The sequence below is a fragment of the Lysobacter sp. 22409 genome, from assembly GCF_052045105.1.
GTDB classification, from domain to species: domain Bacteria; phylum Pseudomonadota; class Gammaproteobacteria; order Xanthomonadales; family Xanthomonadaceae; genus Lysobacter; species Lysobacter antibioticus_B.
In genome coordinates, this window is record NZ_JBQEOE010000039.1 from 17,985 (window position 1) to 29,592 (window position 11,608).

Here is an 11,608-nt window from a genome sequence, read left to right on the forward strand (position 1 = left end):
GCGGTGCGCGCAAGAATTTTGCGTGGCGCCGCCGCTTCTCGACGATTTTTCGTTTCAATTCAATAATTTATGCGAGTTTATCATGTCCAGGCGTTGCCGATAACCCCCATCGCCCGGCCGGGCTTGCGGGCGGGCGTGACGCTTGTCACCGGCGATGAATGATCTCGCCCACTGCCCCGGCGGGCGCCCGAGGACGACAGTGAGCGCACCTTCCGCAAGCCCGTGGAGCCAGCCGATGAGTGCGATCCACCCCTTCCACGGTGTCGTCGCCGCGACCGTGAAGAGGTCCGCGGACAGCCCGGTTCCGGCCGCCGTCCAGGCCAGCCTGATGCTGGCCGGCGCGCGGGCCCGGCCTTGGCCGCGTTGCTTGCCCTTGTCGCGATCGCCGGCCGCCCTGGCCGCTGGCGCCGCCGCATCCTCCGATGACCGCGCCGCGGCCATCGCCACCGAATGGAGCAGAACATGAAGATGGAAAAACCGTCCGCGCCTACCCAAGCCGTCGGCCTGTTGCTCGGCGCCTTGCTGGGCTCGGGCGCAGCGGTCGCCGCCGATAGCGCGCACGCGCCGGCCGCGACCGCCACGAAGGCGGCATTGCCGGCTGCCTCGTTCGCGATCCGCCAGGTTCGCGTGTTCGACGGCGAGCGCGTGCTGCCCTCGGCGACGGTGCTGGTGCGCGACGGCCTGATCGCCGAGGTCGGCGCGGGCGTGGCGGTGCCGGCCGGTGTGCCGGTGGTCGACGGCAACGGCGCCACTGTGCTGCCCGGCCTGATCGATTCGCACGTCCACAGTTGGGGCGAAGCGCGCAGCGATGCACTCCGTTTCGGCGTGACCACCGAGTTGGACATGTTCAGCGACCACCGAGGCCTGGCGGCGGCGCGCGCCGAACGCGAAAGCCGCGGCAAGACCGGTAAGGCCGATCTGTGGTCGGCCGGAACCCTGGTCACCGCCAAGGGCGGACACGGCACCCAGTACGGCATGCCGATCGCGACGCTGGACGATCCGGCGCAGGCGCAGGCCTTCGTCGATGCGCGCATCGCCGAGGGTTCGGATTACATCAAGCTGGTGCTGGAGCCCTTGCTCGACCCCAGCGGCAAGGCGCGCATGAATACCTTGTCGGAGGCCTCGTTGCGCGCCGCGATCAAGGCCGCGCACGCGCGCAAACGCTTGGCGGTGGTGCACGTGTCGCAGGCATCCGATGCCGCCTTGGCGATCGATGCCGGCGCCGACGGCCTGGTCCACATCAACGGCGACCTGATCGAAGATCCGAAGCTCGTCGCCGCGATCAAGCAACGCAACGCCTTCGTGGTGCCCACTCTGACGGTGATGTCGTCGGTCTACGGTATCGAGGGCTCCGCACGCAAGCGCGTCGCCGGCGATGCGCGCCTGACGCCGTACCTGCGGGCGCAGCAGAAAGACCAACTGGCGGCGAGCTTTCCCAGTGGTTTCTTGACCGAGGCGAAGTTCAAGAACTCCCTGGAGAACGTGCGCCGCCTGCACGAGGCCGGGGTGACTCTGCTCGCCGGCACCGACAGCGGCAATCCCGGCACCACCCACGGCGCCAGCGAACATGGCGAGCTCGAATTGCTGGTGCAGGCCGGGTTGAGCCCGGTGCAGGCCTTGACGGCGGCGACCGCCGCGCCGGCGCGCAGCTTCGGTCTCGACGACCGCGGCCGCATCGCCAGCGGCCTGCGCGCCGACCTGATCCTCGTCGACGGCGACCCGACCACCGACATCACCGCCACCCGTGCGATCCGTTCGATCTGGAAGAACGGCTATCCGGTCGACCGCGCGATCGATACCGCGCTGCCGACGCTCAAGCCGGGCAAGGTCGCCTTGTTCGACGGCGACAAGCCGAGCACGAGCTGGGTCGCCTCCGACGATCGTTATATCGGCGGCAAGTCGAAGTCGCGGCTGGAAGCGGTCGCCGACGGCGGCAAGGCGTCCACGCTCGCGGCCAGGGGCGACGTGGTCGCCAGCATCGCCCAGCCCTGGGGCGGGCTGATGTTCGTGCCGGGTCCGGCGCCGTTGGCGTCGGTCGATGCGCGCGCGGTCCGCGAGCTCAACCTGCGCGTGCGCGGCGACGGCCGCAAACTCACGGTGATGGTGTTCTCCGGCACCGACATGCTCCGTCCGCCGGGCATCCAACAGCTCGCGGTCGGTACGCAGTGGCAGGAGGTGCGGGTACCGCTGACGACGATGGCGGGCGTCGACCTGGCCAACCTGCGCGGTATCGTGCTGGGCGCCGGAGGCGAGCCGGGCCCGTTCGCGTTCGAGATCGAAGCGGTCGAACTCCGTTAAAGTCCGCTACGCCGATGCGGTCCGGACCGGCGCCGGGCCGCATCGCCACCGAGGTCTTGCCGACCTGAAGGAGCTCGACCATGCGCTTGCCGCCGCCCACGATGGATGCCCAAGACAACCTGCTCGGTTGGCACCTGGCTTCGTTGCTGTATCTGAGTTTCGTGTTCATCCCGCTGTTCTTCTGGCCGCGGGTGCCGTGGTGGGTGGTGACCGCGGCGGTGACCTCGGTGCTGTTGTTCCTGCCGCTGTACTGGGCCTTCTACCGCAGCGGTTCCAAGCTGCGCCTGTGGTTGCTGCTCGCGGTGGCCTGCATCGGTTATGCGGTGATCCCGTTCGGCGGCGGGGGCGGCACTTACCTGATCTTCGCCTCCGGCATGATCGCCAGCCTGCTGCCGTTGGGGCGCGGCATCGCCTTGGCCGCCGTGCTGTTCGCGCTGCTCGGCGTCGAATTCATGCTGCTGGTGCCGAAGGAAGCGATGCCGCTGTCGACCTTCCTGATCAATCTGCTGGTCGGCGCGATCGTGTTCGCCGGCGTGGTCGCCGCGCGCAACCGCGAACGCCGCCATGCCGAGCTGCGCCTGACCCAGGACGAAGTCAAGCGCCTGGCCAGCCTGGCCGAACGCGAACGCATCGGCCGCGACCTGCACGATCTGCTCGGCCACACTTTGTCGGTGGTGGTGTTGAAATCGCAGCTCGCCGCGCGCCTGCTCGAACACGATACCGCCGCCGCGCACGCCCAGATCAACGAAGTCGAACGGGTCGCGCGCGAAGCCCTGACCCAGGTCCGCGAAGCCGTCGCCGGCATCCGCGCCAACGGCCTGCAGGCCGAACTCGCGGCGGCGCGGCTGGCCCTGCTGAGCGGCGAGATCAGCCTCGACCACAAGCTGGCGACCATCGACATCCCGCTCAACATCGAAGCTGCGCTGGCGCTGGCCTTGCGCGAATCGGTGACCAACGTGATGCGGCATGCGCGGGCGCGCCGGGTTGACGTCGAACTGACCCAGGACCCGCGCGGCGGCATCGTGCTGCGGATCGCCGACGACGGCCGCGGCGGCGTGTCCAGCGAGGGCCACGGCCTGACCGGCATGCGCGAACGCTTGCGCGCGGTCGGCGGCACCGTCGAAATCGAAAGCCCGAACGGCGCCGGCACGCGCCTGAGCCTGCTGGTGCCGCGCGAGGCGTTGGTCGTCGCCCGACGCCTGGCCGCGCCCGCGGCAAACTCCGCGCCGGCGGCGACGCCGGCCCTGCTCGAACGAGGTATCGCATGATCCGTCTGTTGCTCGCCGAAGATCAGGCCCTGGTGCGCGGCGCGCTGGCGGCGCTATTGAACCTGGAACCCGACATCGAGGTGGTCGCCGAAGCCGGCGACGGCGCGGCGGCCTGGGAAGCGGTCAAGCGCGTCCAGCCCGACCTGATCATGACCGACATCGAAATGCCGGGCATGACCGGCATCGACCTGGCCATGCGCGTGCGCGATTCCGGCATGTCGACCCGTGTCGTGATCGTCACCACCTTCGGCCGTGCCGGCTACCTGCGCAGGGCGATGGACGCTGGCGTGCGCGGCTACCTGCTCAAGGACGCCCCGGCCGGGCAACTGGCCGAAGCCCTGCGTCAGGTGCACCGCGGCGGCCGCGCGATCGACCCGCAACTCGCGGTTGCGGCCTGGAGCGACGAAGACCCGCTGACCGAGCGCGAGCGCCAGGTCCTGCGCCTGGCCGGCGAAGGCCTGTCGACCGCCGAAATCGGCGAGCGCCTGCACCTGAGCCAGGGCACCGTGCGCAATTACCTGTCCGAAGCCATCGGCAAGCTCGACAGCAGCAACCGCATCGAAGCCTATCGCCGCGCCCGGCAGAACGGCTGGTTGTAAGGCGCCCGACGCTAACGGGGCATAGATTCCGGCTGTCTGGAATCCGAAACCGGGGCGACTCCCAGCCCAGGCCTGGCCGGTGCCCCGTTCCAAGCCCATGCGGTTTCTCCGCCCGAAGCCCGGGCCATTCCCCCATTTGGAGAGGGGGCGGGGGGATTTGCTTCCAGCTCGCCAGACCCCGCCAAGCCCGCTTTTGCCGATCCCGCCCCATACCCGGGATAATGGGCGCTCTCCGAAACCTTGCCTGGCCCCCTTGCCGCCCGGTTTCGTCCCGTCCGTCAGCCCAGCCGGTTTTCGCCGGCTTCGGTGGCTACGGCGCTTCGCGCTCAATTACTTCGGTTCCCTTTGAAGAAGAACGACTTCCACTACGAACTGCCGCCCGAGCTGATCGCCCAGGCGCCCTTGGCCGAGCGTTCCGCCAGCCGCCTGCTGGTGGTGCCGCCGGCGCCGGCGCCGCGCGAGGACCGCGTGTTCCGCGAGCTGCCGCAGTTGCTGCAGCCCGGCGACCTGCTGGTGTTCAACGACACCCGGGTGATCCCGGCGCGTCTGTTCGGCCAGAAGAGCACCGGTGGCCGGGTCGAGATCCTGATCGAGCGCCTGCTCGGCGGCATGGAGGCGCGCGCGCAGATCGGCGTCAGCAAGTCGCCGAAAGAAGGCGCGCGCATCGCCCTCGACGCCGGCGGCGAAGCCGAGGTGCTGGGCCGCGAAGGCGAGTTCTATCGCCTGCGCTTCCACGTGCCCGAGTCGCTCGAACAATGGCTGCTGCACGCCGGCCGCCTGCCGTTGCCGCCGTACATCCAGCGCGAGCCCGGCAGCGACGACCAGGAGCGCTACCAAACCGTGTTCGCGCGCGAAGTCGGTGCGGTCGCGGCGCCGACCGCGGGCCTGCATTTCGACGACGCCTTGCTGGCGCAACTGCGCGAGCGTGGCATCGAGTTCGGCCACGTCACCCTGCACGTCGGCGCCGGCACCTTCCAGCCGGTGCGCGCCGACAATCTCGACCAGCACGTCATGCACAGCGAGTGGCTCAACGTCGGCGCCGGCCTGGTCGAACAGATCCGCCGCACCCGCGCCGCCGGCGGCCGCGTGATCGCGGTCGGCACGACCGTGGTGCGCGCGCTGGAAAGCGCGATCCGCCACCACAGCGGCGTCGCAGGCGAGGAAAGCGAGCTGCAGCCGTTCGCCGGCGAGACACGCTTGTTCATCCTGCCCGGTTATCGCATCCGCTCGGTCGACGGCCTGATCACCAATTTCCATCTGCCGGAGAGCACTTTGCTGATGCTGGTCTCGGCTTTCGCCGGCAAGGACGCGGTGTTCGCCGCTTACGAGCACGCGATCCGCGAGCGCTATCGCTTCTTCTCCTATGGGGACGCCATGCTGCTGTGGCCAACCGCAGCGACGTAGCCCCGCCGCCTCACCCCGAAGCCGAGACCCCACAGCCGTCCTTCCGGTCTCCGCGCACCGCCGAGCAAAGCGAAAGCCCCAGCTCGAATGCCCCAACTCAGCCCCCAACGCATCGCCCCATGCGTCCCACTAGATAAAGGAATACGCGCATGAGCCGCATGTCCTTCCAATTGCTCGGTCAAGACGGCGCTGCGCGCCGAGGCCGCCTGACGTTCCCGCGCGGCACGGTGGAAACGCCGGCCTTCATGCCGGTGGGCACCTACGGTTCGGTCAAGGGCATCATGCCCGAGCACGTGCGCGACCTCGGGGCCGAGATCATCCTCGGCAACACCTTCCATCTGTACCTGCGGCCCGGCCTGGACGTGATCGGCGATCATGGCGGCCTGCACGGCTTCGCCCGCTGGAACGGCCCGATCCTGACCGACTCCGGCGGCTTCCAGGTGTTCTCGCTCGCGCACCGGCGCAAGATCACCGAGCAGGGCGTGACCTTCGCCTCGCCGGTCGATGGCAGCAAGGTCTTCCTCGGCCCGGAAGAGAGCATGAACATCCAGCGCGTGCTGGATTCGGACATCGTCATGATCTTCGACGAATGCACGCCGTATCCGGCCACCGTCGAGGTGGCGCGCAAGTCGATGGAGTTGAGCCTGCGCTGGGCCGAGCGCTCGAAGAAAGCCCATGAAGGCAACGATGCGGCCTTGTTCGGCATCGTCCAGGGCGGCGTCCATCACGAGCTGCGCACCCAGTCGGCGGCCGGCCTGAAGGGGCTGGGCTTCGACGGCTATGCGATCGGCGGTCTGGCCGTCGGCGAACCCGAGGCCGAGCGCAACGAAATGCTCGAACACACCTGCCCGCAGCTGCCCGAGGACCGTCCGCGCTATCTGATGGGCGTCGGCCGCCCCGAGGACCTGGTCGAATCGGTTGCGCGCGGCGTCGACATGTTCGATTGCGTGATGCCGACCCGCAACGCCCGCAACGGCCATTACTTCACCCCGAGCGGCACCGTGCGCGTGCGCAACGCCAAGTACGAGCGCGACCTGCGCCCGATCGAAGAGGGCTGCGACTGCTACGCCTGCAGCAACGGTTTCAGCCGCGCCTACCTGCGCCACCTGGACCGCTGCAATGAAATGCTCGGGCCGATGCTGGGCACCTTGCACAACCTGCGCTACTACCAGCGCCTGATGGCGCAGATGCGCGAGGCGATCGAGCAGGGAACCTTTACCGCCTTCCGGGAGTCTTTCTACGCCGCACGCGCCTAGGACGGCTTCGGGCTGCCGGCCGGCTCGGGGCTTGGACCGACCTGGCCTGGGCCATCCAAGCCCGACCTTCCAGGTCTGGACACGCCGCTCCAACCCGGTCGCCCGGCGCGTGAACAGGTGGGACCGGCTGCGAAGCGGACGGGGCAGGGCCCCGGAGGTTCCGTCACCTGCCGATAAAGCGTGCGCTGCGGCTCATTTGGGCCCCGGCCTTGACTCCAACCCAGCCGTGGCATAATCCCCGGCTATTTTTCGTTCCAGGACATTCCGATGAATCTGCTCGACCTCCTGATCGCCCCCGCTTACGCCCAGGCCGCTGGCGCGCCCGCTCCCGGCGGCTTTCTCGGCAGCGCCGGCGGCTTCGTCCTGCCGCTGATCCTGATCGGCGTCATGTACTTCCTGATCTTCCGTCCGCAGATGAAGCGCGCCAAGGAACACCGCGGCATGCTCGAGAAGCTGGCCAAGGGCGACGAAGTGCTGACCAACGGCGGCATCGCCGGCACCGTGACCGACATCGGCGAGAACTTCATCACCGTCGAAATCGCCGCCAACGTGCGCATCCGCGTGCAGAAGGGCGCGATCGCCAACGTGTTGCCCAAGGGCACCTTGAAGTCGGCCTGAGCCGACGCCACGCCTTTATTTACATAGACGCGGCGGCCGGGGAGGCTGCCGCAGGGGTTCTCGATGCTGACCTTCGCGCGCTGGAAATACTTCGCCATCCTGGTCGTACTGATCTTCAGCGTGATTTATGCGCTGCCGAACGCTTATCCGCAGGATCCGTCCGTACAGATCTCCGCGGCCCGGCCGACCGGCACCCAGGTCGATGCGACCTTGGCCAAGCGCGTCGAAGGCATCCTCGCCAAGGCGCAGATTTCCTCGAAGTCGATCCTGGTCGAGAATCAGGGCAACTTGATGGTGCGCCTGACCGACACCGACCTGCAGACCCGCGCCGCGGACCTGCTGCGTCCGCAGCTCGGCAGCGAATATGTGGTGGCCCTGAGCCTGGCCCCGACCGTGCCGGACTGGCTGCAGGCGTTCGGCGCCAAGCCGATGCCGCGCGGCCTGGACTTGCAGGGCGGCGTCCACTTCACCATGCAGGTCGACCAGGACGCCGCGCTCAACAAGCGCCTTGAGGCCTACGTCGAAGACGTGCGTTCGACCCTGCGCGACAGCAGCGTCTCCTACACCTCGGTGGTGCGTCGCGGCAACGAAGCCATCGTCGCCACGCTCGCCGCCGGCGCCAATGCCGACAAGGCGCAGAAGCAACTGCGCACCGCCTTCCCGACCCTGACCCAGAGCCTCGACGGCCAGACTCTGACCCTGGAGATTCCGCAGTCGGAGCTGCAGCGCATCTCGCTCGACGCGATCGAGCAGAACCTGACCACCCTGCGCAACCGCATCAATGCCTTCGGCGTCGCCGAGCCGGTGATCCAGCGCCAGGGCACCGACCGCATCGTGATCCAGCTGCCGGGCCTGCAGGACACCGCCGAAGCCAAGCGCCGCATCGGCGCCACCGCGACCCTCGAGTTCCGCGCCGTGGTCGGCGACGAAGCCACCGCCGCGGCCGCCGTGCGCGACCGCAACGTGCCGCCGGACGCACGCATCTATTACAACGAAGCCAAGCAACCGCTGCTGCTGTCCAAGCGTCTGCTGGTTTCGGGCGACCAACTGGTCAACGCGATTCCGAGCAACGACCAGCAGGGCCAGCCGAGCGTCAGCATCACGCTCAACGCCATCGGCGGCCAGCGCATGCTCAACCACACCCTGGAAAACGTCGGCAAGCGTCTGGGCATCGTTTACGTCGAACAGATCCCGATCACCCAGATCGTCGACGGCAAGGAAGTGCGCACCACCCGTTCGGAAGAGCGCGTGATCAGCTCCTCGACCATCCAGGGCGTGTTCGGCAAGGACTTCCAGACCACCGGCCTGAGCCGCGAAGAAGCCAACAGCCTGGCCCGCGACCTCAAGTCCGGCGCCCTGGCCGCGCCGATGACCTTCGTCGAAGAGCGCGTGGTCGGCCCGAGCCTCGGCGCCGAGAACGTCAAGCGCGGCACCACCGCGGTGATGTTCTCCTTCATCTTCGCGCTGAGCTTCTTCCTGATCTATTACCGCATGTTCGGCTTGATCACCTGCCTGGCCCTGCTGCTCAACCTGCTGATGGTGGTCGCGGTGATGTCGCTGCCCATCGTCGGCGCGACCATGAGCCTGCCCGGCTTCGCCGGCCTGGCGCTGTCGGTCGGCATGTCGGTCGACGCCAACGTGCTCATCAACGAACGAATCCGAGAAGAGCTGCGGGCGGGCATGCCGCCGCAAACGGCGATCGCCACCGGTTACGACAAGGCCTCGGGCACGATCTTCGACTCCAACATGACCGCGTTGCTGGCGGGCCTGGCGTTGTTGATGTTCGGTACCGGCCCGCTCAAGGGCTTCGCGATCACCATGATCGTCGGCATCCTGACCTCGGTGTTCACCGCCGTGACCGTGTCGCGCGGCATCGCCACGCTGATCTACGGCAAGCGCCGCAAGCTCAAGTCCATCGCGATCTGACGGGAGAACCCAGACATGAAGATTTTCCCGCTGACCCTGCTGCCCAACGACGCCAACATCAACTTCATGAAGTTGCGTTGGGTGTCGATCGCGGTCGCCGCCCTGATCATGTTCGTCGCCATCGGCGCCATGTTCACCCGCAACTTCAACTTCGCTCTGGACTTCACCGGCGGCAACCTGGTCGAGGTGCACCTGGACAAGGCGATACCGCTGGACCAGGTGCGCGAGAAGCTGGCTGTCGACGGTTACGACAGTGCGCAGGTCCAGACCTACGGCTCGGGCACCGAGTTGCTGATCCGCCTGCAGCCGCGCGAAGGCGACGCTTCCGCATCGGCCACCGCGCATGCCGCCGCCGCGGTGATGAAGGCGGTGTCGGGCGAAGGCAACAACGCCAAGATCCTGCGCAACGAGTTCGTCGGCCCGCAGGTCGGCAAGGAACTGGCCCTCAACGGCCTGTACGCGCTGATCTTCGTGATCGTCGGCTTCCTGATCTACATCGCGTTCCGCTTCGAATGGAAGTTCGCGGTCGCCGCGATCATCACCACCCTGCACGACGTGATCGTGGTCGCCGGCTGGTTCGCCATCAGCGGCCACGAGTTCGACCTGACCGTGCTGGCCGGCATCCTGTCGGTGATGGGCTACTCGATCAACGACACCATCGTGGTGTTCGACCGCGTCCGCGAGAACTTCCGCTCGATGCGCGCCGACCCGGAGACGATCCTCAACAAGTCGATCAACCAGACTTTGTCGCGTACCGTCATCACCTCGTTCGTCGCCTTCCTGACCGTGGTCGCCCTGTACATCTACGGCGGCGGTTCGCTGCGCGGCATGGCCGAATCGCAGATGCTCGGCATCATCATCGGCACCCTGTCGTCGATCTTCGTCGCTTGCCCGCTGTTGACCCTGGGCATACTCAAGGTCAGCAAGCAGGACTTGCTGCCGAAGGCCAAGGACGAAGCGGCGCTGGCTCGCCGTCCGTAACGGTTCGACAATCCGTTTGGAACGAAAAGGCCGCGCATTGCGCGGCCTTTTTGTTTGTCTGCGCAACGTGGTACGGATTTTGTGCCGTACCAGTCGAAGCATTGAGAAGAGCAATCCCAAAGGCGTAGCCTGTAGCGCACCGCAAAGCGATCCCGAGCGAACTTTGACCGCCACCAACCAACAACAAATCAACGACTGGAACGGTCCGGTCGGCGCGCGCTGGCTGACTTATAACGATTGGCTCGACGAGCGTACCGCGGCTTATGGCCAGGCGGCTTTCGCCGCGGCGGCGCCGCAAGCCGGCGAGGCGGTGTTGGACATCGGCTGCGGGGCTGGGGCGACCTCGTTCGAGCTCGCGCGCGCGGTCGGGTCGGGCGGGCGAGTGGTCGGGGTGGACGTGTCCGAGCCCTTGGTTGGGCGGGCGCGGGAGCGTGCCCAGGCCTTGAGTCTGCCGGTCGAGTTCCGGCTCGCCGATGCCAGCCGGCCGCTATTCGCGCCGCACAGTTTCGACCTGCTGTATTCGCGTTTCGGGGTGATGTTCTTCGACGATCCGGTGGCGGCGTTCGCGGAGTTGCGCAGGGCGCTCAAACCGGGCGGCCGGCTCGCGTTCGCCTGCTGGAAGGCGCCGGCGGAGAACGATTGGTATGTGTTGCCCTTGAATGCTATCCGCGGCATCGTCGAGCAGGACGCGGTCGATACCGACGCACCGGGGCCATTCGCGTTCAGCGATCCGCAGCGGGTCGTGCGCGTGCTTGGCGAGGCGGGTTTCGAAGGCGTCGAGCTGCAGCCGTTCGAGGCGCCGTTCTATTACGGGCGTGGGGACAGCCGCGAGGCGATGACCGAGGACGCGCTGTCGCAGGTGTTCCGGGTCGGTCCGATCGCGCGTCTGTTGGCGGTGCAGACTGATGAGGTGCGCGATAAGGCGACGGTCGCGATCCGCGAGGCGCTGTCGGGCATCGCGACCGGGCAGGGCATCGTGGTCAGCGGCGCGACCTGGGTGGTGACGGCGCGCGCGCCTTGATCCGATGTTTGTATCGATGAGGGTGCGGGCTCAGGCGTAAGTGAGCCTGTTTTCCGGCGAATGGAGTCTAGCCGAATGCGTTGGCCGATCATGCTGGCCGCGACCGCGGGACGCGCAGAGACTGCACCGCCGAGGTCGTTGATGAAAGCGGTGATCTGTCGCAGGGTAGGAGCGACGCAAGTCGCGACCGCGCTGCTTCGGTCTCGTGGCGCATCCGGCCGTAGCCCCGCTGTAGGA

At 67.6% G+C, this 11,608-nt stretch carries 10 protein-coding genes; all 10 read left to right on the top strand.

The genetic code is table 11. The features are described from left to right. Positions 1–235: 235 nt before the first annotated feature. The 10 genes from ACTJJK_RS18035 (at position 236) to ACTJJK_RS18080 (ending at position 11,371) form a co-directional block, all read left to right on the top strand. Positions 236–466 carry a hypothetical protein gene (locus ACTJJK_RS18035; RefSeq protein WP_440730870.1) on the top strand — a complete coding sequence of 77 codons (231 nt, stop codon included), beginning with the start codon at positions 236–238 and terminating at the stop codon, positions 464–466. Beyond that, on the top strand, positions 463–2,298 hold the full coding sequence (locus tag ACTJJK_RS18040; RefSeq protein ID WP_440730871.1) for a CIA30 family protein: 1,836 nt from the start codon (positions 463–465) through the stop codon (positions 2,296–2,298). Before ACTJJK_RS18035 ends, ACTJJK_RS18040 begins: the two co-directional genes overlap by 4 nt. A gap of 80 nt (positions 2,299–2,378) precedes the next feature. Further along, the gene (locus ACTJJK_RS18045; RefSeq protein WP_081931068.1) at positions 2,379–3,566 is read left to right on the top strand and encodes a sensor histidine kinase; all 1,188 of its coding nucleotides are present in this window, start codon (positions 2,379–2,381) and stop codon (positions 3,564–3,566) included. Then, positions 3,563–4,165, top strand: coding sequence for a response regulator transcription factor (locus ACTJJK_RS18050; RefSeq protein ID WP_031372940.1), 603 nt, complete (start codon positions 3,563–3,565; stop codon positions 4,163–4,165). Before ACTJJK_RS18045 ends, ACTJJK_RS18050 begins: the two co-directional genes overlap by 4 nt. 345 nt (positions 4,166–4,510) lie before the next feature. Then, the gene (queA, locus tag ACTJJK_RS18055; RefSeq protein WP_031372941.1) at positions 4,511–5,569 is read left to right on the top strand and encodes a tRNA preQ1(34) S-adenosylmethionine ribosyltransferase-isomerase QueA; all 1,059 of its coding nucleotides are present in this window, start codon (positions 4,511–4,513) and stop codon (positions 5,567–5,569) included. Positions 5,570–5,718: 149 nt separating this feature from the next. After that, complete coding sequence (gene tgt, locus ACTJJK_RS18060; RefSeq protein WP_031372942.1) at positions 5,719–6,825, top strand: tRNA guanosine(34) transglycosylase Tgt; 1,107 nt, start codon at positions 5,719–5,721, stop codon at positions 6,823–6,825. A gap of 267 nt (positions 6,826–7,092) precedes the next feature. Beyond that, the gene (gene yajC / locus ACTJJK_RS18065) at positions 7,093–7,443 is read left to right on the top strand and encodes a preprotein translocase subunit YajC (RefSeq protein ID WP_435396473.1); all 351 of its coding nucleotides are present in this window, start codon (positions 7,093–7,095) and stop codon (positions 7,441–7,443) included. Between the two features lie 63 nt (positions 7,444–7,506). After that, the gene (gene secD / locus ACTJJK_RS18070; RefSeq protein WP_031372944.1) at positions 7,507–9,369 is read left to right on the top strand and encodes a protein translocase subunit SecD; all 1,863 of its coding nucleotides are present in this window, start codon (positions 7,507–7,509) and stop codon (positions 9,367–9,369) included. Between the two features lie 15 nt (positions 9,370–9,384). After that, a complete protein-coding gene (gene secF, locus ACTJJK_RS18075; protein ID WP_031372945.1) occupies positions 9,385–10,350 on the top strand; it encodes a protein translocase subunit SecF in 966 nt (321 codons plus the stop codon). A 163-nt stretch (positions 10,351–10,513) separates the two neighbouring features. Then, positions 10,514–11,371, top strand: coding sequence for a class I SAM-dependent methyltransferase (locus tag ACTJJK_RS18080; RefSeq protein WP_440730872.1), 858 nt, complete (start codon positions 10,514–10,516; stop codon positions 11,369–11,371). Positions 11,372–11,608 lie beyond the last annotated feature (237 nt).

Coding starts and splice junctions, on each gene's coding strand:
- ACTJJK_RS18035 (WP_440730870.1), top strand. CDS start 236: ATGAGTGCGATCCACCCCTTCCACGGTGTCGTCGCCGCGACCGTGAAG.
- ACTJJK_RS18040 (WP_440730871.1), top strand. CDS start 463: ATGAAGATGGAAAAACCGTCCGCGCCTACCCAAGCCGTCGGCCTGTTG.
- ACTJJK_RS18045 (WP_081931068.1), top strand. CDS start 2,379: ATGCGCTTGCCGCCGCCCACGATGGATGCCCAAGACAACCTGCTCGGT.
- ACTJJK_RS18050 (WP_031372940.1), top strand. CDS start 3,563: ATGATCCGTCTGTTGCTCGCCGAAGATCAGGCCCTGGTGCGCGGCGCG.
- tgt (WP_031372942.1), top strand. CDS start 5,719: ATGAGCCGCATGTCCTTCCAATTGCTCGGTCAAGACGGCGCTGCGCGC.
- yajC (WP_435396473.1), top strand. CDS start 7,093: ATGAATCTGCTCGACCTCCTGATCGCCCCCGCTTACGCCCAGGCCGCT.
- secD (WP_031372944.1), top strand. CDS start 7,507: ATGCTGACCTTCGCGCGCTGGAAATACTTCGCCATCCTGGTCGTACTG.
- secF (WP_031372945.1), top strand. CDS start 9,385: ATGAAGATTTTCCCGCTGACCCTGCTGCCCAACGACGCCAACATCAAC.